19 protein-coding genes and 5 tRNA genes are annotated in these 20,894 nt (G+C 57.7%); 6 read left to right on the top strand and 18 right to left on the bottom strand.

Features of this window, described 5'->3' with window-relative positions:
• Positions 1–2 precede the first annotated feature (2 nt).
• The gene (locus AC07VO_RS09995; RefSeq protein ID WP_018925427.1) at positions 3–1,088 is read left to right on the top strand and encodes an AraC family transcriptional regulator; all 1,086 of its coding nucleotides are present in this window, start codon (positions 3–5) and stop codon (positions 1,086–1,088) included.
• A 291-nt stretch (positions 1,089–1,379) separates the two neighbouring features.
• Here AC07VO_RS09995 and AC07VO_RS10000 read toward each other — a convergent pair whose 3' ends face one another.
• The 12 genes from AC07VO_RS10000 to AC07VO_RS10055 form a co-directional block, all read right to left on the bottom strand.
• Positions 1,380–2,237: a DUF2242 domain-containing protein gene (locus AC07VO_RS10000; RefSeq protein WP_064618906.1), complete on the bottom strand. Its 858-nt coding sequence runs from the start codon at positions 2,235–2,237 to the stop codon at positions 1,380–1,382.
• Between the two features lie 282 nt (positions 2,238–2,519).
• Entirely contained in the window at positions 2,520–4,391 is a 1,872-nt protein-coding gene (locus AC07VO_RS10005; protein ID WP_086945070.1) for a SurA N-terminal domain-containing protein, read from the bottom strand.
• A gap of 102 nt (positions 4,392–4,493) precedes the next feature.
• Positions 4,494–4,570: transfer RNA gene (locus tag AC07VO_RS10010), tRNA-Asp, on the bottom strand.
• Between the two features lie 53 nt (positions 4,571–4,623).
• Positions 4,624–4,896: an HU family DNA-binding protein gene (locus AC07VO_RS10015; protein ID WP_002552737.1), complete on the bottom strand. Its 273-nt coding sequence runs from the start codon at positions 4,894–4,896 to the stop codon at positions 4,624–4,626.
• 150 nt (positions 4,897–5,046) lie between these two features.
• Positions 5,047–7,443 (bottom strand): endopeptidase La, encoded by a 2,397-nt coding sequence (gene lon / locus AC07VO_RS10020; RefSeq protein ID WP_007940400.1) that lies wholly within the window; start codon positions 7,441–7,443, stop codon positions 5,047–5,049.
• Between the two features lie 232 nt (positions 7,444–7,675).
• On the bottom strand, positions 7,676–8,959 hold the full coding sequence (gene clpX / locus AC07VO_RS10025; protein WP_018925424.1) for an ATP-dependent Clp protease ATP-binding subunit ClpX: 1,284 nt from the start codon (positions 8,957–8,959) through the stop codon (positions 7,676–7,678).
• Between the two features lie 106 nt (positions 8,960–9,065).
• A complete protein-coding gene (gene clpP / locus AC07VO_RS10030) occupies positions 9,066–9,704 on the bottom strand; it encodes an ATP-dependent Clp endopeptidase proteolytic subunit ClpP (protein ID WP_018925423.1) in 639 nt (212 codons plus the stop codon).
• A gap of 93 nt (positions 9,705–9,797) precedes the next feature.
• A complete protein-coding gene (gene tig / locus AC07VO_RS10035) occupies positions 9,798–11,108 on the bottom strand; it encodes a trigger factor (RefSeq protein WP_026286355.1) in 1,311 nt (436 codons plus the stop codon).
• Between the two features lie 400 nt (positions 11,109–11,508).
• A tRNA-His gene (locus AC07VO_RS10040) sits at positions 11,509–11,586 on the bottom strand.
• A gap of 77 nt (positions 11,587–11,663) precedes the next feature.
• Positions 11,664–11,748, bottom strand: a tRNA-Leu gene (locus AC07VO_RS10045).
• 57 nt (positions 11,749–11,805) lie between these two features.
• Positions 11,806–11,881, bottom strand: a tRNA-His gene (locus AC07VO_RS10050).
• 32 nt (positions 11,882–11,913) lie between these two features.
• Positions 11,914–11,990: transfer RNA gene (locus tag AC07VO_RS10055), tRNA-Arg, on the bottom strand.
• A 275-nt stretch (positions 11,991–12,265) separates the two neighbouring features.
• Between AC07VO_RS10055 and folD the strand changes: the two genes are divergently transcribed.
• Both folD and pbpG read left to right on the top strand, forming a co-directional pair.
• Complete coding sequence (gene folD / locus AC07VO_RS10060) at positions 12,266–13,120, top strand: bifunctional methylenetetrahydrofolate dehydrogenase/methenyltetrahydrofolate cyclohydrolase FolD (RefSeq protein WP_018925421.1); 855 nt, start codon at positions 12,266–12,268, stop codon at positions 13,118–13,120.
• Positions 13,121–13,381: 261 nt separating this feature from the next.
• The gene (pbpG, locus tag AC07VO_RS10065; protein ID WP_018925420.1) at positions 13,382–14,320 is read left to right on the top strand and encodes a D-alanyl-D-alanine endopeptidase; all 939 of its coding nucleotides are present in this window, start codon (positions 13,382–13,384) and stop codon (positions 14,318–14,320) included.
• A gap of 58 nt (positions 14,321–14,378) precedes the next feature.
• Here the strand turns inward: pbpG and AC07VO_RS10070 are convergent, their stop codons facing one another.
• From AC07VO_RS10070 to AC07VO_RS10080, 3 genes are all read right to left on the bottom strand, one after another.
• Complete coding sequence (locus AC07VO_RS10070; RefSeq protein ID WP_018925419.1) at positions 14,379–14,603, bottom strand: hypothetical protein; 225 nt, start codon at positions 14,601–14,603, stop codon at positions 14,379–14,381.
• A gap of 12 nt (positions 14,604–14,615) precedes the next feature.
• The gene (locus tag AC07VO_RS10075) at positions 14,616–14,831 is read right to left on the bottom strand and encodes a DUF6021 family protein (RefSeq protein ID WP_086945071.1); all 216 of its coding nucleotides are present in this window, start codon (positions 14,829–14,831) and stop codon (positions 14,616–14,618) included.
• A gap of 94 nt (positions 14,832–14,925) precedes the next feature.
• On the bottom strand, positions 14,926–15,654 hold the full coding sequence (locus AC07VO_RS10080) for a cysteine peptidase family C39 domain-containing protein (protein ID WP_018925417.1): 729 nt from the start codon (positions 15,652–15,654) through the stop codon (positions 14,926–14,928).
• Between the two features lie 171 nt (positions 15,655–15,825).
• Here AC07VO_RS10080 and AC07VO_RS10085 point away from each other — a divergent pair, with 171 nt between their 5' ends.
• Positions 15,826–15,996 (top strand): hypothetical protein, encoded by a 171-nt coding sequence (locus AC07VO_RS10085; RefSeq protein WP_173861183.1) that lies wholly within the window; start codon positions 15,826–15,828, stop codon positions 15,994–15,996.
• Between the two features lie 80 nt (positions 15,997–16,076).
• On the opposite strand, the gene AC07VO_RS10090 is transcribed toward AC07VO_RS10085, so the two are convergent.
• Complete coding sequence (locus tag AC07VO_RS10090) at positions 16,077–16,826, bottom strand: TerC family protein (protein WP_086945072.1); 750 nt, start codon at positions 16,824–16,826, stop codon at positions 16,077–16,079.
• 28 nt (positions 16,827–16,854) lie between these two features.
• Positions 16,855–17,097: a hypothetical protein gene (locus AC07VO_RS10095; protein WP_007940414.1), complete on the bottom strand. Its 243-nt coding sequence runs from the start codon at positions 17,095–17,097 to the stop codon at positions 16,855–16,857.
• 156 nt (positions 17,098–17,253) lie between these two features.
• On the opposite strand from AC07VO_RS10095, the gene nhaR reads away from it, so the two are divergent.
• On the top strand, positions 17,254–18,153 hold the full coding sequence (gene nhaR / locus AC07VO_RS10100; protein WP_086945073.1) for a transcriptional activator NhaR: 900 nt from the start codon (positions 17,254–17,256) through the stop codon (positions 18,151–18,153).
• A gap of 4 nt (positions 18,154–18,157) precedes the next feature.
• Here nhaR and AC07VO_RS10105 read toward each other — a convergent pair whose 3' ends face one another.
• On the bottom strand, positions 18,158–19,312 hold the full coding sequence (locus AC07VO_RS10105) for an MFS transporter (protein WP_018925413.1): 1,155 nt from the start codon (positions 19,310–19,312) through the stop codon (positions 18,158–18,160).
• Positions 19,313–19,646: 334 nt separating this feature from the next.
• Between AC07VO_RS10105 and sstT the strand changes: the two genes are divergently transcribed.
• Entirely contained in the window at positions 19,647–20,879 is a 1,233-nt protein-coding gene (sstT, locus tag AC07VO_RS10110; protein WP_064618915.1) for a serine/threonine transporter SstT, read from the top strand.
• Positions 20,880–20,894 lie beyond the last annotated feature (15 nt).

A 20,894-nucleotide genomic window follows, 5' to 3' on the forward strand; every position in this document is an offset into this window, starting at 1 on the left:
CGATGAAACCGCAGCCGATGCGCCTCGGGGATCTGTCGGTGGGCTTCGTCCATAGCCTGGCCGACGCCGTGCGCAGCCATGGCCTGGACCCACAACCGTTGCTGGAACAGTACGGCCTCGACGCCGCGCGACTGGCCGAAGCCGGTGCCCGCCTGTCGATCCCGCGCTACATGCGTCTGGGCCACGGCGCTATTCAACTGACCGACGACCCGGCGCTGGGTTTGCGCATGGGCCAGCTCAGTCGCCTGAGCCAGGCCGGCTTGGCCGGCGTCACCGCCGCCCAGGCTCCCACCGTGCGCGAAGCGGCGCGCTGCCTGATTCGTTTCGAAGCGCTGTACGGCTCCAACTATCGAGGCCAGTCGAGCTTTCACGAAGACGCCCAAGGCGCCTGGCTGCGGTTCTATTCGATCAGCCCCTACAACGCCTACAACCGCTTCGTGGTGGATTCGATCATCGCTGGCTGGTTGCAGCAATTGTCCAGCGTGAGCCCTGCCCCACTGCGCGCCGAACGAATCGAGATCGAATTTGATGCACCGGATTACCTTGAGGCCTATGCCGTACTCGGCGACTGTCCGATTCAGTTTGGCGCCGAACAGAATCAACTGCGCCTGGGCCTGGACAGCCTCGCCCAGCGCAACCCGGAGCACTGCCCGAGCACCTGGCGGCACCTGCTGCAACTGTGTGAACGGGAACTTGAGCAACTGACACGCACCCGCAGCCTGCGTGAACGCATCACTCAGTTGCTGGGCCCGTTGCTCAATGGTGGCCGGGAACCCGACCTGGAAGAAGTGGCGGCACGCCTGAAGCTGCCAACCTGGACCTTGCGCCGCAAACTCACCGAGGAAGGCACGCAATTTCGTGCAATTCTCAACGATACACGTCGTGACCTGGCCATGACCTACATCCGCGACACTGAACTGGCGTTCGGCGAAATCGCCTATCTTCTGGGGTTTGCCTCAGCCGAAGCCTTTCAGCGCGCTTTCAAACGCTGGAACGGCCAGACGCCCGGCGAGTTTCGCCGCAGTCAGCGTAATTACAGCTCGGTAGCGTCTTCGGCCGGTTCCAGCGGGTCCAGTTCAAAGGCCTGATACTCGAGCAGTTCTTCTTGATAATCGTCCATTATTAAACCCCCATCGCTTGTTGAAAAAATCGCTTGAATAAATGACCAACGCCTTGAGCATAAAGTGCCCGCATGAAAGAAAAATGACGCGGGTACGACACTACGTCGCTACTGAATAAAACGTAGCAGGTGGTCAGGAATTTATCACTGGATTTTTCGACACGGACTGTGGGAATACAGCCCGACTTGATGTGGATCAGTCTTGAAGGACGTTACGGGAGCGGTATCGTCTGACCCGCCCCCATAACAAGCAAGCCCATTACTGGCCGGAGACAGGTATCGCCGAAATCGGCTCGGTCGGCGGCGGCAGCGTGCTCGAGTCCGCTACTGGAGTGACCGTTTCCGTGGACGACGTCGGCTCGGTGCTCTTGGCCGGGGTAATCGGCGCTGTTTCAGCAGGCGGCACAACAGGCTCCGAAGTGGCAGGCGCGGCGGCAGGTGCGGGCTCGGCTGCCGGCGCTGGTGCAGGTGCAGGTGCAGGTTCTGCCGCCGGTGCCGGGGTTGGCGCCAACTGAGCGGGGGCAGCCTTGGCTTCAGGCATTCCCAGTTCGGTTTTCGGCTTCTCGATAATGTGCGCGGCCTTCTTCGCTTCCGGCGGCAGGAACAGTTCGACCAGGGTAAAGAAACGCTCGTAGAACTTGGCCGAGGACACGGTTTCACTGGCGACCTTGACCATCGAATCATCGGACGAGCCGATCGGCATCGATACCGAGCCCAATACGCCGACGCCGAGGCTGGCGGAGTTGTTGGTCTTTTTCAGCGCATATCGGTCCTGCAGGGCGTTGGCGAACATGGTCGCATGGTGCCCCTCGCTGCCGTCATCGGCACAAACCACACTGAAGCTGATCTCCATATGGGTTTCGCCGGTCTGCTGGAAGCTCTTGTGCCCACTGACCAGTTTCGGATCGCTGCTGGTGATGATGTAACCCTGGCTAAGCAAGGCCCGACGGGCGGCTTCGCAGGTTTGCGCATCGGTCACCGGGTAGCTGCGCGAAAACGTTCCCGAGTCGTCGAAGTTCTCATGCTCATAGATGGCGGCCTTCTTCGACGAACAACCGGCAGCGGCGGCCAGCACCAAGGCCAGCCCTACAACACGCATGGGAATTGATTTAAACATTGAACATCCTGAGGAAAACGGTTCGAGGCGTATTGTGCAACAGATCGATGCTTAGCGGAGCAACGATTGTCTAAAACGGCTACAGATTCATTGACCATCATCTCGGGAGAAAGTCCCGCCGGAGCAAAAATCAAAAAATCACCGCCCGTGGCAGCGCCTAAAGATGACCGCGCGCGCCCCCCTGAAAGCGCTAGCGCAGGCTGCGATCTTTTCGTTTCCCTCATAAAAAAACCCCAACCTTTCGGCTGGGGTCCTTTGTGTCGCGCAAAACTCAGTCAGGCATCAGAAACGCTTGATCTCAGCCTCACGCTCCAGCAGCTTGCGGTAGGCCGCGAAGTCTTGCTGGCCAATGCGCGAGGCGAGGAAGCGACGGTATTGAGCCTTCTCTTCTTCGGTCGGCGCAGCGCCTTCATTCACGCCGTTCAGACGCACGACCACCAGGCTACCATCGGCCAGGGTCACGCTGCTGAAGGTCGGCTTGTCCTTGGAGACTGGCTTGGGCATGCGGAACAACGCTTGCAGCACGGTTGGGTCGACCCCTTCCTGAGCGCGAGTCGCGGTTGCGGTAACTTTCCAGTTCTGACCATCGATCGCCTTGTCCAGTGCAGTCTTGCAATCACGCAAGCTGGCGATCAGTTGATCGGCCTTGGTCTTGGCGGCGGCACTGGCGTGCTCCTTGGTCAATTGCACGCGGATGCTGGCAGCCACGCTTTCCAGCGGCAGTTGCTCAGGCTTGCGGTGCTCCTTGGCGCGCAGCACGATCACGGTTTCCGGATCCAGCTCGATGGCGGTGCTGTTGGCACCCTCATCCAGCACTTCAGGACTGAATGCAGCGGTCACCACGGCACGATTGGCCGCAACGCCTTCGCCACCTTCACGGCCGAATGGCGCGGACGTGTGAACGGTCAGCTTCAGGTCTTGTGCCGGCTGGGCCAGATCAGAGGACTCGAACGAGGAGTCTTCCAATTGCTTGGTCGCTTCGACGAAACGCTGCTCGACTTGCTGGGTTTTCAACTCGCGGGTCAGCTTGTCTTTCAGGCTGGCGAACGTTGGCACTTCAGGCGCTTCGACACCCAACAGCTTGATCAGGTGGAAACCGAAGTCAGTGCGAACCGGCTCCGAGACCTGATCCTTGGCCAACGAATACAGGGCTTTTTCAAACGCTGGATCGTAGACGCCCGGACCTGCAAAACCGAGGTCACCGCCGTTGTTCGCCGAACCTGGATCCTGGGAGAACTCCTTGGCCAGGGCCTCGAAACTCTCGCCCTTGGCCAGGCGCGCCTGAACTTCTTCGATCTTGGCCTTGGCTTGCGCCTCGGTCACCTTGTCGTTCACTTCGATCAGAATGTGCGCAGCCCGGCGTTGCTCGGACAGGTTCGCGGTTTCTTTCTGATACGCCGCTTGCAAGTCTTCGTCCTTGACGCTGACCTGATCGAAGAAGGATGCCTTCTTCAATTCAAGGTAATCGATGACCACCTGATCCGGCGTCATGAACTCCTTGGCGTGTTCGTCGTAGTAGGCCTTGACCTCATCGTCGGTCAGTTTCACTGCCGCCGGGTCTGCCTTGATGTTCACGGTGGCGAAATCACGGGTCTGCTTTTCCAGACGGGCGAAGGCCAACACCTGTGCATCGGTGACGAAACCGCTACCGGCCAGGCCAGCGCGCAGCTGACCGATCAGCATTTCCTGAGCCAGCATCTGACGGAATTGCAGACGGCTGTAGCCCAGTTGACGGATGACCTGGTCGAAACGCTCAGGGCTGAACTTGCCGTTCACCTGGAACTCAGGCGTTTGCAGGATCACCTGATCCAAAGCGGCTTCGGAGAAAGCGAATTTCGATTTTTCTGCGCCTTGCAGCAGCAGTTTGCGATCGATCAGGCCTTTGAGGGCCGATTCGCGCAGCATTTTTTCGTCGAGCAAGGAAGCATCGAAATCCTTGCCCAGCTGTTGCATGAGCTGACGGCGTTGCATATCGACCGCCTGGCTCAGCTCGTTCTGGCTGATTTCTTCGCCGTTGACCTTGGCCGCGTCATTTTTGTGCGTCGTGGCCTTGAAAATAGCGTCGAAACCGGTCAAAGCCATCAGTGCAACGATGACCCCGATAATGGTCTTGGCAATCCAGCCTTGTGAATTGTCCCTGATATTCTGCAGCATGCGTCCCCCAGAAACGGTTGAACTTCAAAATTAGGCAACCGTGGAGCGTGGGTAGAATCCGGATAGAAGAAAGGCGCATCCGAGGATGCGCCTTCTCGTAACTGGCGGAGCGGACGGGACTCGAACCCGCGACCCCCGGCGTGACAGGCCGGTATTCTAACCGACTGAACTACCGCTCCGCTGCCAAGTCAGGAATGACCCCGACCCGGATAGGCAAAAACCTGAATCGAACTTAGTTGACAGCTTCTTTCAGTGCTTTACCGGCTTTGAAACCTGGTTTTTTGGCTGCTGCGATTTCCAGCGTCTTACCGGTCTGTGGGTTACGACCGATGCGAGCTGGACGATCAGTCACGGAGAAAGTACCGAAACCAACCAGAACAACAGAATCACCAGCCTTGAGAGCGCCAGTGACGGATTCGATTACAGCGTCCAGCGCACGGCCAGCAGCAGCTTTCGGGATATCAGCGGATGCAGCGATAGCATCAATCAGTTCCGACTTGTTCACTCTAAGTCCCCTTATATCTATTTGAGTTTGATTCTAAGTTTTTTGGTGAAAGCAAAAAAACGAGTGCTGAATGGCCTACAGACACTTAAGAGCCGCTTTATAACAAGGGCTCTAAAAAACTGTCAAGGAAGCCCCCCAGGCAAATGCGTACTAATGCGTGCTAATTCTTTCCTTAGAGTCAGACTCGCGTTTGTCATCCTTTGCAACGATCTCCGGAACCACATCCGGCAAGGGTTCCGGCGCGTATTGCAGCGCAATTTGCAGGACCTCGTCAATCCATTTAACGGGTTTAATCTGTAGATCTTGCTTGATGTTGTCAGGAATTTCCTTCAGATCGCGTACGTTCTCTTCAGGAATGATCACCGTCTTGATTCCGCCACGGTGAGCAGCCAGCAGTTTTTCCTTCAAGCCACCGATCGCCAGCACCTGCCCACGCAAGGTGATTTCGCCGGTCATGGCGACGTCCGCTCTTACAGGAATGCCAGTCAATGCCGACACCAGGGCCGTGCACATGCCTACACCGGCGCTAGGGCCGTCTTTCGGGGTTGCCCCTTCAGGCATGTGGATATGCGTGTCGCGCTTCTCGTGGAAGTCCAGGGGAATCCCCAGGCTCTTAGCACGGCTGCGAACAACGGTCAGGGCTGCGGTGATCGATTCGACCATCACGTCACCCAGAGAACCGGTCTTGATCAGCTGGCCTTTACCCGGCACGACTGCGGCTTCGATGGTCAGCAATTCGCCGCCCACCTGGGTCCACGCCAGGCCGGTGACCTGACCGATCTGATCCTGCTGTTCAGCCAGGCCGTAACGGAATTTACGCACGCCCAGGAAGTGTTCCAGCATCTCGGCTGTCACCTTCACCGAGAAGCGTTTTTCCAGAGCATGCTCTTTGACCGCCTTGCGGCAAACCTTGGCAATCTGGCGCTCCAGCCCACGTACACCGGCTTCGCGGGTGTAGTAGCGAATGATGTCGCGAATCGCTTCGGCGTCGAATTCCAGCTCGCCTTTCTTCAGGCCGTTGGCAGCAATCTGCTTGGGCGAAAGGTATTTGACGGCGATGTTGATCTTCTCGTCTTCGGTGTAACCCGGCAGACGAATCACTTCCATCCGGTCCAGCAGCGCCGGTGGAATATTCATCGAGTTGGAGGTGCACAGGAACATCACATCGGACAGGTCGTAGTCGACTTCCAGATAGTGATCGTTGAAGTTGTGGTTTTGCTCGGGGTCGAGCACTTCCAGCAACGCCGACGCTGGATCGCCACGCATGTCGCTGCCCATTTTGTCGATTTCATCGAGCAGGAACAGCGGGTTACGGACGCCCACCTTTGTCATCTTTTGAATCAATCTTCCTGGCATCGAACCGATATAAGTCCGGCGATGACCACGAATTTCCGCCTCATCGCGCACGCCACCGAGGGCCATGCGGACGAATTTGCGGTTGGTGGCATGCGCAATCGACTCCGCCAGAGAGGTTTTACCCACCCCTGGAGGACCGACCAGGCACAATACCGGGCCGCGAATCTTCTTCACGCGCTTCTGCACGGCGAGGTATTCGAGGATCCGCTCTTTGACTTCTTCCAGACCGTAGTGGTCGGCGTCGAGAATGTCTTCGGCACGGGCCAGGTCCAGGCGCACTTTGCTCTGGGCTTTCCATGGCACTTGAACCAGCCAGTCGATGTACGAACGCACCACGGTCGCTTCCGCGGACATTGGCGACATTTGCTTCAGCTTGTTCAGTTCGGCCTGAGCCTTGGCCAACGCATCTTTCGGCAGACCGGCGGCATCGATGCGCTTTTTCAGCTCTTCGATTTCGTTGTGGCCTTCGTCGCTGTCACCCAGCTCTTTCTGAATGGCCTTCATCTGCTCATTCAGGTAGTACTCGCGCTGGCTGCGCTCCATTTGCTTCTTAACGCGGCCGCGAATGCGTTTTTCGACTTGCAGCAGATCGATCTCGGCATCCAGCAACGCCAGAACGTGCTCGACCCGGGCCGACAAATCGATGATTTCGAGGATTTCCTGCTTCTGCTCGATCTTCAGGGCCATGTGCGCGGCCATGGTGTCGACCAGGCGGCCCGGCTCGTCGATGCTGTTGAGCGACGACAGGACTTCAGCGGGGACTTTCTTGCCCAGCTGCACATATTGTTCGAATTGAGCCAGCAGGCTGCGGACAAACACTTCCGATTCGCGCTCTGGCGCTTCGGTTTCGTCGATCAACGAGACTTCGGCACGGCAGTGGCCGTCGACTTCGCTGAAGCGCTCCACGGCGCCCCGCTGCTCGCCTTCGACAAGAACCTTGACGGTGCCGTCAGGCAGTTTGAGCAGCTGCAGAACGGTAGCAATGGTGCCTACGCGATAAAGTGCTTCTTCACCGGGATCGTCGTCAGCAGGATTCCGCTGAGCCAGCAGAAGGATCTGCTTGTCGCCCGTCATCGCTGCCTCGAGAGCTTCGATGGATTTCTCGCGCCCCACGAACAGCGGGATAACCATGTGCGGATAAACCACGACATCACGCAATGGCAGGAGAGGCAATTCGATGGTCGTCTTCATGATTTCGCCTCTACGGCGGCCATAAGGCCGTAAACAGATGGAAGTAAGCTTGAAACCAAGATGGGGGCTGTTTTCAAAAAAAACAAGCGGATAAAAGAATCACTTAAAAAATCAGAGCTTACGGTAGCGCCTGCATTTATCCCGGCGCATCCAGAAATTCAGGTTAGCTGCCCCGTCTCCCACAATAGCAAAGGGGCCCGAAGGCCCCTTCTTTATTCCAGCAGTGTGACGCTTAAGCGTCTGGCGCTGCCTTGGCAGTCGGCTCACTGTTCTCATAGAGATACAGAGGCTTGGACTTGCCTTCTATAACGCTTTCGTCGATCACTACTTTACTCACCTCGGACTGCGAGGGGATTTCATACATAGTGTCGAGCAATACACCTTCGAGAATCGAGCGCAGGCCACGGGCACCGGTTTTGCGTTCCAGGGCACGTTTGGCGACCGATTTCAGCGCGTCGGCCCGGAATTCCAGGTCCACGCCTTCCATCTCGAACAGCTTGGCATACTGCTTGGTCAGGGCATTCTTCGGCTCGGTGAGAATCTGCATCAGCGCAGCCTCATCAAGCTCGTCCAGCGTGGCAAGTACCGGCAGACGCCCGACGAATTCCGGGATCAGACCGAACTTGACCAGATCGTCAGGCTCGACTTCACGCAGGGATTCACCGACTTTCTTGCCTTCTTCCTTGCTGCGCACTTCTGCGTTGAAGCCGATGCCGCCACGGGTGGAACGGTTTTGAATAACCTTTTCCAGACCGGAGAACGCACCACCGCAGATGAACAGGATGTTACGGGTGTCGACCTGAAGGAATTCCTGCTGCGGATGCTTGCGACCACCTTGAGGTGGAACGGAAGCGACCGTGCCTTCGATCAACTTGAGCAGGGCCTGCTGCACGCCTTCACCGGAAACGTCCCGGGTGATCGACGGGTTGTCAGACTTGCGCGAGATCTTGTCGATCTCATCGATGTAGACAATGCCCATCTGGGCCTTTTCTACGTCGTAATCGCACTTCTGCAGCAGCTTCTGAATGATGTTCTCGACATCTTCGCCCACATAACCCGCCTCGGTGAGGGTGGTTGCGTCGGCGATGGTGAACGGAACGTTCAGCAAGCGGGCCAGAGTTTCGGCAAGCAGGGTTTTACCCGAGCCTGTCGGGCCGATCAGCAAGATGTTGCTTTTGCCGAGTTCGACGTCGTCATTCTTTTTGTCGCGCTGGTTCAGACGCTTGTAGTGGTTATACACCGCTACGGCCAGAACCTTTTTCGCACGTTCCTGACCAATCACGTACTGATCAAGGATGCCGCTGATTTCTTTAGGCGAAGGCAATTTATGCGCGCTGCTTTCGGCCTGGGCTTCCTGCACCTCCTCACGGATGATGTCATTGCACAGGTCGACGCACTCGTCGCAGATAAAGACCGAGGGGCCGGCAATCAATTTGCGCACTTCATGCTGGCTTTTGCCACAGAAGGAGCAATAGAGCAGTTTGCCGTTGTCCTCGCCGTTGCGGGTGTCAGTCATTCGATCGATCCAAATCCGATAGGCTTGCAACACAAGATGAAGGCAATTGCAGGCTTTTTCAAGCCCGCAGGCGGTCAGTTACCCCGACCACCTACATTTGGGCTGCTTAGGCGGGCATTTTACGCTTGTCGATCACAGAGTCGATCAGGCCATATTCAGCCGCACGCTCAGCGCTCATGAAGTTGTCGCGCTCGGTATCGCGCTCGATGGTTTCGAGGCTCTGACCGGTGTGATGAGCCAACAGCTGGTTCAAACGCGAACGAATGTGGAGGATTTCCTTGGCATGGATGTCGATGTCCGACGCCTGACCCTGGAAGCCGCCCAACGGCTGGTGAATCATCATGCGCGAGTTCGGCAGGCAGAAACGCTTGCCGGCAGCACCACCGGCAAGCAGGAAGGCACCCATGCTGCAGGCCTGACCGATGCAGGTGGTGGAAACGTCTGGCTTGATGAACTGCATGGTGTCGTAGATCGACATGCCCGCAGTCACCGAACCGCCTGGTGAGTTGATGTAAAGATGGATGTCCTTGTCCGGGTTTTCCGCTTCAAGGAACAGCAGTTGCGCCGCAACCAGGTTGGCCATGTAGTCTTCTACCGGACCTACCAGGAAGATCACTCGCTCCTTCAACAGGCGCGAGTAGATGTCATAGGCACGTTCGCCACGGGCAGACTGCTCGATAACCATCGGGACCAGACCGCCTGCGGCCTGGATGTCAGAGCTCTGATAATAAGAATTGCGGGACATGTCTCGCAGTCACTCCCAAATAGTTATGTCTTGAATACGCATAAGCCAGCACGAAGGCTGGCTTATGGTGTGTACTTCTTACCGCAAAACCAATCAGTCGGCTTGTGGAGCTTCTACCGGCTTGACCGCTTCTTCGTAAGAGACCGATTTGTCGGTCACGCTAGCTTTCTGCAGAACAGTATCCACAACTTGCTCTTCCAGCACAACCGAACGGACTTCGTTCAGTTGCTGGTCGTTCTTGTAGTACCAGGACACAACCTGCTCAGGCTCTTGGTAGGCCGAAGCCATTTCCTGAATCATCTCGCGAACGCGGGCTTCGTCAGGCTTGAGGTCGAATTGCTTGACCACTTCAGCCACGATCAGACCCAGCACGACGCGGCGCTTGGCTTGCTCTTCGAACAGCTCGGCCGGCAGTTGGTCAGGCTTGATGTTGCCACCGAACTGCTGAACAGCCTGCACGCGCAGACGGTCGACTTCGTTGGACAGCAGAGCCTTAGGCACTTCGATCGGGTTGGTGGCCAGCAGACCGTCCATCACCTGATTCTTGACCTTGGATTTGATCGCCTGACGCAGTTCGCGCTCCATGTTCTTGCGAACTTCGGTGCGGAAGCCTTCCAGACCGGTTTCCTTGATGCCGAATTGAGCGAAGAACTCTTCGGTCAGCTCTGGCAGTTTAGGCTCGGAAACGGTGTTCACGGTCACGGTGAACTCAGCAGTTTTGCCTGCCAGGTCGAGGTTCTGGTAGTCCTCTGGGAAGGTCAGGTTCAGAACGCGCTCTTCGCCGGCTTTAGCGCCAACCAGACCGTCTTCGAAACCAGGGATCATGCGGCCGGAACCCAGCACCAGCTGAGTACCTTTGGCAGAACCGCCTGCGAACACTTCACCGTCGACCTTGCCGACGAAATCGATGTTCAGCTGGTCTTCGTTCTGGGCAGCGCGTTCGGCCACTTCAAAACGGGTGTTCTGCTTGCGCAGGACTTCCAGCATCTTGTCCAGATCGGCGTCAGCCACTTCGGCGCTCAGGCGCTCGACGGTGATGCCTTCGAAACCGGCAACGGTGAACTCAGGGAACACTTCGAATACGGCTACGTATTCCAGGTCCTTGCCCGCTTCCAGGGTTTTAGGTTCGATCGAAGGCGAACCAGCCGGATTCAGCTTCTGCTCGACGACAGCTTCGTAGAAGGAAGACTGGATCACGTCGCCCACGGCTTCTTGACGTGCATCAGCCCCGAAACGCTGACGGATCACGCTCATTGGCACTTTGCCTGGACGGAAGCCAGCGATCTTGGCCTTTTGGGCAGTCTGCTGCAGACGCTTGTTGACCTGAGTCTCGATGCGCTCAGCCGGCACGGTGATGCTCATGCGGCGCTCAAGAGCAGAAGTATTTTCAACAGAAACTTGCATGGATATTCCTCGTTGCACAGACGTTAGCCGGCCGTTTCCGACCCCAGAATCAAGGGCATGCATTCTAGTGGGTCAAACTCAAGAAGTCACCCTACTGAAAACGGGTAAAAAAACAGCAGGCAATTTATAGGCGGGGACAAACGGTTGTGCCTCGCCCTGTTAGCAAATACAGCCAATCAAGCCAGGGCTCTGCACCCACCTTCCTATATATAGAAGGAATCGGCAATCCGTCCCTGACAGCCAACCCCGCGAGGGGATCGGCGGGCAAATCAGGCATCATCGAGAAACATAAATACGACGAAGCGACCTGCCCCTGCGGCCCACAACCTGCAGCCACCGGCACTCAAACCACTGAAACAAAAAAGGCGCCAGACTGTTAAATCTGGCGCCTTTCGGAATATGGGGGTGGACGATGGGGATCGAACCCACGACAACGGGAGTCACAATCCCGTGCTCTACCAACTGAGCTACGCCCACCATATTGCGTGACAAAGAAGCCAAACAACTTCTTTGTTGAACCTCAATCATGCCAATCGGCATGAGTGAAGCTTTATTTGGTGCGGATGAAGAGACTCGAACTCTTACGCCTCGCGGCGCTGGAACCTAAATCCAGTGTGTCTACCAATTCCACCACATCCGCGGGTTGAAGCTGTTAAAGCAAAGGCGCCAGACTATTAATCTGGCGCCTTTCGAAATATGGGGTGGACGATGGGGATCGAACCCACGACAACGGGAGTCACAATCCCGTGCTCTACCAACTGAGCTACGCCCACCATATCGCGCTACTTGTGCCAATGCTGCCTAATGGCGCACCCGGCAGGACTCGAACCTGCGACCATCCGCTTAGAAGGCGGATGCTCTATCCAGCTGAGCTACGGGCGCCTTGTTAATCTGTACCCTTGAAGGACTACAAACTAAGTGCTTTTCAGCCTTGCGGAACCGTAACTCCGCTCGACCTTCTTAACCAGTGCTAGGCTGTGCCCGACAAGTGCGACGAATAGTATAGAGCCCCCTGAAGGTCGTCAAATCCTTTTTGAAAAAAATTCATTTAATTAAAGGAGTTAGGGGAATTTGCAGACCAAGCGCCTTTGCCCTCACCTCGTGACATGCGAGAATGCGCTCTCTTTTTTTCCCCTCTCGATGGTTAATCACGCGCAATGACTGCACAACTAATCGACGGCAAATCGATCGCCGCCAGCCTGCGCCAGCAGATCGCCAAACGAGTTGCCGAGCGTCGCCAGCAAGGCCTGCGCACACCCGGCCTCGCGGTGATCCTGGTCGGCAGCGATCCTGCCTCTCAGGTTTATGTCTCGCACAAGCGTAAAGACTGTGAAGAGGTCGGCTTCCTATCCCAAGCCTATGACCTGCCTGCCGACACCACTCAAGCAGCGCTGACCGATCTGATCGATCGCCTGAACGACGACCCGGCAATCGACGGCGTTCTGCTTCAGCTGCCTCTACCTGAACACCTGGACGCCTCCAAATTGCTGGAGCGCATTCGTCCCGACAAGGACGTCGACGGTTTCCACCCTTATAACGTCGGTCGCCTGGCCCAGCGCATTCCGCTGCTGCGCCCGTGCACGCCCAAAGGCATCATGACGCTGCTGGAAAGCACCGGCGTCAATCTTTACGGGATGGACGCGGTCATTGTCGGGGCTTCCAACATTGTTGGTCGTCCGATGGCGATGGAACTGCTGCTGGCCGGTTGCACCGTGACGGTCACCCACCGCTTCACCAAGGATCTGGCCGGCCACGTCGGTCGCGCCGACCTGGTAGTGGTTGCCGCCGGCAAGCCGGGCCTGGTCAAAGGTGAGTGGATCAAGGAAGGCGCGATCGTGATCGACGTCGGCATCAACCGTCAGGCAGACGGCAAACTGGTCGGCGACGTGACTTACGAATCCGCCCTGGCCCGTGCCGGCTGGATCACTCCGGTACCGGGTGGCGTCGGCCCGATGACCCGCGCCTGCCTGCTGGAAAACACGTTGTACGCCGCCGAAACACTGCACAGCTGAGTTAACTCTCACCCTGCTGCACCCAAAAGAACCCCGCCCATCGCGGGGTTCTTTTTGCCTGTAGCAAACAGCTCGATCACAGAGGTCGGACAACTGCAAAGCCAAATAGTAAAGAAAGAGTTACAGCATTAAATATTCTTCACTTTTACCCCCCGTCTTGCAGGCGCCTATGGCTTTCCTGGCACATACTCCTAAAATGCGTCGTTTTTAAGAAACAGCCCGTTACAGAACGGCATATCCACCCTTTATGAGTCTGCCAGCGTGAAAATCCGTCTTTCCATCCTGAGCCTAGTTTTTGCAGTTACAGGGACTTTCATCACGCCAACGGTCAACGCCGGTGAAACCACCGCGGCACCACGAGACACTGCACAACTGAAGATCGCTTCCGGCAGCGCTTTGCTGATGGATCTGCAAACCAACAAAGTCATCTATGCCAGCAATCCTGACGTCGTCGTACCCATCGCCTCCGTCAGCAAACTGATGACCGGCCTGGTGGTCGTAGAAGCGCGGCAGAACATGGACGAATATATTCCCGTTAACATCAGCGACACCCCGGAAATGAAAGGCGTGTTCTCCCGAGTCAAACTCCAAAGCGAATTGACGCGCCGCGAGATGCTGTTGATCGCCCTGATGTCATCGGAAAACCGTGCCGCCGCAACCTTGGCGCATCACTATCCGGGCGGTTACGTCGCGTTCATTGCCGCCATGAACGCCAAAGCCAAGGCGCTGGGCATGACCAGTACCCATTTCGTCGAACCGACGGGTCTCTCCCCGCGCAACGTGTCCACCGCCCGCGACCTCAGCAAACTGCTGATCGCCGCGCACAAGTACCCACTCTTGACCGAGCTGAGCACGACCAAGGAAAAAACCGTTACATTCCGTAAACCCAACTACAGCCTGGGTTTCCACAATACCGACCACTTGATCAACAAGCCGAACTGGGACATCAAGCTGACGAAAACCGGGTTTACCAACCAGGCCGGCCACTGCCTGGTGTTGGTGACCAGCATGGGCAACCGTCCGGTTGCGCTGGTGATTCTCGATGCCTTCGGCAAGTACACGCACTTTGCCGATGCAACCCGTATTCGCAGCTGGGTTGAAACCGGCAAGAGCACCAACGTGCCGTCCGTCGCCCTGCAATACAAGTCAGACAAGAACCTCAAGCATCGCCAGAGCGGTGTGATTGAAGCCTCAAAATAAGGTCGAAACATCCATAAATGAAAAGCCCCGAATATTCGGGGCTTTTTTTGTCCGGCGGTCAATCATTGGGCAACGGCATCTGATCGTCATCCGGAATGCCGTCCCCGGCACTCGGGTCTCGCCAGCCCTGCGGATGCTTCGTCGGCACCACGGTCGGCCTGGCCAAGGGATCCCTTAGCGGGCTGTCCGGATCCATCACCGGGTCCAGGTCCGCCTCGGGGGTTGTTGGAACGTTTTCGGGAGGGTCCGAATGTTTGTCGTCGAAGCTCGAATCGGTAGACATATGCACCTCTGACTAAGACTTGGGTTTCAGATTACCGAGCGGGTCGTAAGGCTTTGCCGGTGTCTTCTTGCCCTCTTCACCCGGTTTTATATCTTTGGGTGCCCTGGCAGGTCCGATGGGGTCGACCTGAGGATCAGCAACGTCCGGAGAGTCGGGGTCGAACCCCAACTCATTATCGGACGAATGCTCGGACGAGTGTGGGCCGACGGGGGTATTGGATTGAGCCATGGACGCCTCCTGGTCACGGCCCGGCGAGAAACCCGGGCCCTTTACATCAGAGGCGAACAACGTCGAGTAGTGCCCGGCGGATGACAAACGGAAACTACTGCGCGGTCAGCGCCTTCTTCGCCCTGGCTGCCGCCTGCTCCTGACCTGACTGGGCAAGATCGTTCGCCGCTTTCAGCCAGCGCTGCTGATCGACGTTGGCCGGAATCTGGTCCGGCTTCTGGATCAAAACGGCCCAACCGCCTGCATTCTCGAGCGCCGACTCAAAGGCGCTGAACCCCATCAGCAACCGACGATCCATCCCGGTGCGCAGCAACACGGTCTGCTTCTGACGGTTGTAACCGGCAAGAATGGCGTATCGCGGCCCGGCCCAGAAGGCCGAGCCTTCAGTAATGCGTACCATCACCGGATAACCGGCTGCGACCTGGGTCAGCAGCGCCGGCAATTGGCTGTCGAGGGGATAGACCACCATCCCGTATTCGCGGGCGAGGTTTTGCATGTTCTGCTGCAACCGGTCTTCGGCGCCCGGTAAATTCAGGGGCTTTTCGAGCAACCCTGGAGTTATCACGATGTCCTGTTGGGACAACAGGCTGGCCAGCACTTGAGGCCCGCTCTGATAACTTTGCCCACGGTAGAACGTACCGCTGAGTTCGACACGCTCCGGCAGACGCTTGATCTCAGGCGCTACGCTCCCCGCGCAGCCAGCCAGGCCGGCAACGCAGCCAACGATCAGTGCCAAAGATCGAATTCGAGAAAATACCCGCACCATCATCACTCTCTTGTTCAGACGCCAGGCGATCACGCAGCCGGCTTGGCCGTCGATCATAGGATGCCGCGCGACAGCGGTATAGCCTTAACCGGCAGTTGTTTGCATTTGATAGAGCGAACGGGTTGATGACAGGCGACCTTTGGTCAATAGCCTGAAACACAGCAACGGCTAGACTGTCCTTTACCAAGGAAGAGTGTGCGCCCGCGGCAGGGCAAAGAGGAGGCACTGATGAGCCTGACAATGACCATTGTGATGTTGATTTCCGGCTGGCTGGCAGTGGCCGCCGCCATGTTGTGGGGCGTTTTGCGCATTACCCGTCGGCACCATCACCACCCGATTAAATCGGCGCCCGCGGCCAAAACCGATAAACCGGCTACACACCCCATCACCGCGCACTGACTGGCGCTTTTCAGTCGTACAAACAAAAAACGGCCGCCTGGACTCTCGCAAGTTCAGGCGGCCGTTTCGTTTATCGGCGATTAAGCTTCTGCGGCAACGCGCCTCTGTTTGGCCCGCCGCGACAGCATGTTCAAGCCTTCGATCGTCGCCGAGAACGCCATGGCCGCGTAGACATAGCCTTTCGGTACGTGGGCGCCGAAACCTTCGGCGATCAGCGTCATGCCGATCATGATCAAGAAGCCCAGCGCCAGCATCACCACCGTCGGGTTGTCGTTGATGAACTTGGCCAACGGGTCAGCAGCCAGCAACATCACCAGGACCGACACCACCACCGCGATGATCATGATCGGCAAATGCTCGGTCATGCCGACAGCGGTAATGATGCTGTCGATGGAGAACACCATGTCGAGCATCAGGATCTGACCGATGGCGGCGGCAAAGCCCAGGGTCACGGTCGAGGTGGCCGACGTCGGGTCTACCGGCGACGGGTCCATGCTGTGATGAATCTCGGTGGTCGCCTTCCACAACAGGAACAGGCCGCCGGCGATCAGGATCATGTCCTTCCAGGAGAACGCGTGGCCGAGAATGTCGATCACCGGTTCAGTCAACTGGACGATAAACGCGATGGTGCTCAACAGCGCCAGGCGCAGGATCAACGCCATGCCGATACCAATGCGCCGCGCCTTCTGGCGATGCTGCTCGGGCAGCTTATTGGTGAGGATCGAGATGAAGATCAGGTTATCGATGCCGAGCACGATTTCCATCACCACCAACGTGGCCAGGGCGACCCAGGCGGTGGGGCTTGCAGCGAGTTCTAAAAGGTATTCCATGGGTCAGTCCTGACTCGTTGTAGACGGTTTAGATTTCCTGGGACGAAGAGTCGGTTTTGCCCGTCTCTTTGGCCGGTTGTTCTTTCTTGCTGATCAGGCCACTCGTGGCCTCGCTCAACGCTTGTTCGGCGGCTTTGTGGGTATCGTCAATCGCCTGTTTGGCGCTTTCGGCGGCCTTGCCCATCAATTGCTGAGCACTTTTCTCGGCCTGGTCGCAACCGGCCAACACCAGTAAAGAGGTGATCAGCAGCGCGGTGGTTTTAAGCTTCATGATGCTTTCCTCGATAGGACAGACAGAACCCGAAAGGCGATCCGTCGATAGCGAGGCAGTCTAAAGAGGCAAACACTTCAGGAAAATTCGTATTTTCAGCGGTTATACTTCGGTTTTTACGAATCCATAGCAAAACACACGCTACGGGGAACATGAATGCTGAATTATCGACAGCTGCATTATTTCTGGGTGGTGGCCAAGACCGGCAGCATCGTGCGCGCCTGCGAGCAGTTGAACCTGACACCACAGACCATCAGCGGGCAGATTTCCCTGCTCGAACAAACCTATGGCATTGAATTGTTTCGCCGGGTCGGGCGGCAGCTAGAACTCACCGAAGCCGGGCGTCAGACCCTGCCCTACGCCGAGCAGATGTTTCAACTCGGGGGCGAGCTGGAGCTGATGCTGCGGGCGCAGCCCAATGAGCAACAGATTCTGTTTCGGGTGGGCGTCGCCGATGTGGTGCCCAAATCCATCGTCTATCGCCTGATCGCGCCGACCATGGAGTTGAACGAGCCGCTACGCATCACCTGCCGCGAAGACAAACTGGAACGATTGCTCGCCGACCTGGCGATTCAACGCCTCGACCTGGTGATTTCCGACAGCCCGATGCCCTCGCATCTGGATATCAAGGGCTATAGCCAGAAGCTCGGCGAATGCGGTATCAGCTTCTTTGCCACCGCTGAACTGACGGCGCGATACGGCCAGGATTTCCCCCGCAGCCTGCACGGCGCCCCGTTGTTGATTCCCGGGCCGGAAACCGTGGTGCGCAGTCGCTTGCAACGCTGGTTTGCCGAACAGCAGATCCAGCCGCGAATCGTCGGCGAGTTCGACGACAGCGCTTTGATGCAGGCTTTCGGCCAATCCGGTAGCGGGATTTTCATCGGCCCGAGCGTGATTGCCGACGAGGTGAAACGCCAATGCGGTGTGGAGTTGATCGGCCAGACCGACGCGGTGCGCGAGTCGTTCTATGCCATTTCGGTGGAACGCAAGGTCAAGCACCCCGGCATTGTCGCCATTACCGAAGGTGCCCGACGCGAGCTGTTCACCGAGATGTAAAGCCTCAGGCGCAGACTTCGCGAGGTTTGAAGGTCATCAGCGCCATGGCCAGGAGAATCGAAACCAGGATAAAACCGGCTGCGGCGAAACCCAGTCCACCCAGGCCCACACTGTCGATCACCCGGCCGCCAACCATGGCGCCCAGGCCGATCCCGAGGTTGGCCCCGGCAATGTTCAACGACGCCGCGAAGGCCGGCGCTTCAGGCGCCGCCTTCATCAACCGCACATGACTGACCAGGAACAACGCCGCCTGGGTCACCCCCCAAATCCCCATCGCCGCCGCCAGCCCCAGCGGCGAGTGAATGTTCGGCACCAGCGTCACCATGCCGGCAATCATGAATGCGCAAAACGTCATAGAAGCGATCAGCGGGTGACGATCCACCGCGCGACCGCCCAGCGAGTTGCCGATCAGCCCGACCGCGCCGAAGCCCATCAGACACCAGCCGACCACGGTGCCGTTGAAACCGGCGAGGCGTTCAAGAATGTCGGCCAGGTAGGTGTAGGCGGTGAACATGCCGCTGAACACCAGGATCGACAGCAGAACATGACCCAGCATCAGCGGGCTGCGCAAGATCTTGAATTGCGAACGAAAACTCACCTGATGCTGGTGCAGGCTGGTTTTCGGCAAATAGATAAACAGCAGCAGCGCCTTGGCAAACGCAATCACCGCCAGAATGCCGAAAGCACTGCGCCAACCGAACGCATCGGAAATCAACGTGCCGACCGGAATGCCGAATACGGTGGCGCAGACGATGCCGAAACCAATCTTGGCAATCGCCCGCCCGGCGTAGTCCGGTCCGACGATGTCCACCGCGGTTTCACTGGCCAACGCCCAGAACACCGGCAACCCCAGCGCCGGAATCAACCGGGCAATGGCCATCACCCAAATGTTCGGCGCAAACGCCGCCAGCGTGTTGGCCAGGCCGAACATGATCAACACGCTGATGAACAGTTTGCGCCGTTCAAACCTTGCGAAATACGCTGTCAGGAACGGCCCGAACGCGGCCACGGTGAACGCAAACAGGGTCACCAGCAAACCCGCTTGAGGGATGCTGACGTCCAGGTCACGGGCGATTGCCGGCAACAGGCCGACGATGATGAATTCCGTGGTCAGCACCGTGAAACCGGCGGCGGACAACAGAAGAATGGGCAACAGCATGCAGAACTCCAGGAAAACGACGACACCAGCGACAGCCCGAAGGCCCACTGGCAGAACTAGAAAATGAGGATGGCGAAGCTTAACAGAGTGTTTCCAAACGAAGTTGCACGAACCTGCAAATCGCGTTGAACAATCGGGTGGCAGATCGTCACAGGTCTGAAGGATCGCGGCTACGCTGTGATAAAGTCCGCGACCCGCGAGATTGACACCTTGCTCATCGGCCATTGATTGGCATTGATGTGGCGACCCCTTCGGTTCCCTCCATGTAGCCTGCCCGGCTTTTTGCTGCATGAGCCAAGGAACCCTGCACCCTAATAAAATCAGAGATACCGTTATGACCGCTTCATCCCCTTCTCTTTTGCAACGCCTGAAACGCAGCAGCCTGGTCACGCAAATCATCATCGGCCTGATCGCCGGGATTGCCCTGGCCCTGTTCGCGCCTGAGGTGGCGAAGTCCACCGCCTTCATTGGCAAAGTATTCGTGTCGGCGCTCAAGGCTGTCGCGCCGATTCTGGTGTTCGTGCTGGTCATGGCCTCGATTGCCAATCATAAGCACGGCCAGGAAACCCATATCCGGCCGATCCTGTTTCTGTATCTGCTGGGCACCTTCGCCGCAGCCGTGGTTGCAGTGATCGCCAGTACGCTGTTTCCGTCGAGCCTGGTGCTGTCGACCCAGGACGTTGCGGTCACCGCGCCGGGCGGCATCAGCGAAGTGCTGCAAAGTCTGTTGCTGAGCGTGGTCGATAACCCGGTCAGCGCACTGATGAACGCCAACTTCATCGGCATTCTGGCGTGGGCGATCGGCATGGGCATTGCGATCCGCCATGCTGGCGAGACGACGCGCGAAGTGCTGGGCGACCTGTCCAATGGCGTGACCGTGATCGTGCGCCTGGTGATTCGCTTTGCGCCGCTGGGGATCTTCGGTCTGGTGGCTTCGACCCTCGCCACTTCCGGTTTCGGCGCATTGATCGGCTATATGCACCTGCTGGCGGTGCTGCTGGGCTGCATGCTGTTCGTCGCGTTGGTGATGAACCCGGTCATCGTGTTCTGGAAACTGCGCCGCAACCCGTATCCGCTGGTACTCACCTGCCTGCGCGAGAGCGGCATCACCGCCTTCTTCACCCGCAGCTCGGCGGCGAACATTCCGGTCAACCTGGAATTGAGCAAACGCCTGGGCCTGCATGAAGACACCTATTCGGTATCGATCCCGCTCGGCGCGACCATCAACATGGCCGGCGCGGCGATCACCATCACTGTGCTGACCCTGGCCGCCGTGCACACCCTGGGCATCGCCGTGGATATTCCGACGGCCATTCTGCTCAGCGTCGTCGCGGCAATTTGTGCCTGTGGCGCCTCGGGCGTGGCGGGCGGTTCGTTGTTGCTGATTCCGCTGGCGTGCAGCCTGTTCGGCATCCCGAGCGAAATCGCCATGCAAGTGGTGGCGGTCGGCTTCATCATCGGTGTGTTGCAGGACTCGGCGGAAACCGCGCTGAACTCCTCCACCGACGTGCTGTTCACCGCGGCGGCTTGCCAGGGTGAAGAGTTGAAGGCGCAGCGTTTGGCGTAAACGCACCGACGAAAA

This window comes from Pseudomonas sp. GW821-FHT03E01 (assembly GCF_059420765.1).

Excerpts from the sequence above, each read along its gene's own strand:
- AC07VO_RS10000 (WP_064618906.1), bottom strand. The coding sequence starts at position 2,237 with ATGTTTAAATCAATTCCCATGCGTGTTGTAGGGCTGGCCTTGGTGCTG.
- AC07VO_RS10080 (WP_018925417.1), bottom strand. The coding sequence starts at position 15,654 with ATGATCGACGGCCAAGCCGGCTGCGTGATCGCCTGGCGTCTGAACAAG.
- AC07VO_RS10005 (WP_086945070.1), bottom strand. The coding sequence starts at position 4,391 with ATGCTGCAGAATATCAGGGACAATTCACAAGGCTGGATTGCCAAGACC.
- AC07VO_RS10095 (WP_007940414.1), bottom strand. The coding sequence starts at position 17,097 with ATGAAGCTTAAAACCACCGCGCTGCTGATCACCTCTTTACTGGTGTTG.
- clpX (WP_018925424.1), bottom strand. The coding sequence starts at position 8,959 with ATGACTGACACCCGCAACGGCGAGGACAACGGCAAACTGCTCTATTGC.
- sstT (WP_064618915.1), top strand. The coding sequence starts at position 19,647 with ATGACCGCTTCATCCCCTTCTCTTTTGCAACGCCTGAAACGCAGCAGC.
- lon (WP_007940400.1), bottom strand. The coding sequence starts at position 7,443 with ATGAAGACGACCATCGAATTGCCTCTCCTGCCATTGCGTGATGTCGTG.
- tig (WP_026286355.1), bottom strand. The coding sequence starts at position 11,108 with ATGCAAGTTTCTGTTGAAAATACTTCTGCTCTTGAGCGCCGCATGAGC.
- AC07VO_RS10105 (WP_018925413.1), bottom strand. The coding sequence starts at position 19,312 with ATGCTGTTGCCCATTCTTCTGTTGTCCGCCGCCGGTTTCACGGTGCTG.
- AC07VO_RS10085 (WP_173861183.1), top strand. The coding sequence starts at position 15,826 with ATGAGCCTGACAATGACCATTGTGATGTTGATTTCCGGCTGGCTGGCA.
- AC07VO_RS10090 (WP_086945072.1), bottom strand. The coding sequence starts at position 16,826 with ATGGAATACCTTTTAGAACTCGCTGCAAGCCCCACCGCCTGGGTCGCC.
- nhaR (WP_086945073.1), top strand. The coding sequence starts at position 17,254 with ATGCTGAATTATCGACAGCTGCATTATTTCTGGGTGGTGGCCAAGACC.
- AC07VO_RS10070 (WP_018925419.1), bottom strand. The coding sequence starts at position 14,603 with ATGTCTACCGATTCGAGCTTCGACGACAAACATTCGGACCCTCCCGAA.
- clpP (WP_018925423.1), bottom strand. The coding sequence starts at position 9,704 with ATGTCCCGCAATTCTTATTATCAGAGCTCTGACATCCAGGCCGCAGGC.
- AC07VO_RS09995 (WP_018925427.1), top strand. The coding sequence starts at position 3 with ATGAAACCGCAGCCGATGCGCCTCGGGGATCTGTCGGTGGGCTTCGTC.
- AC07VO_RS10075 (WP_086945071.1), bottom strand. The coding sequence starts at position 14,831 with ATGGCTCAATCCAATACCCCCGTCGGCCCACACTCGTCCGAGCATTCG.
- folD (WP_018925421.1), top strand. The coding sequence starts at position 12,266 with ATGACTGCACAACTAATCGACGGCAAATCGATCGCCGCCAGCCTGCGC.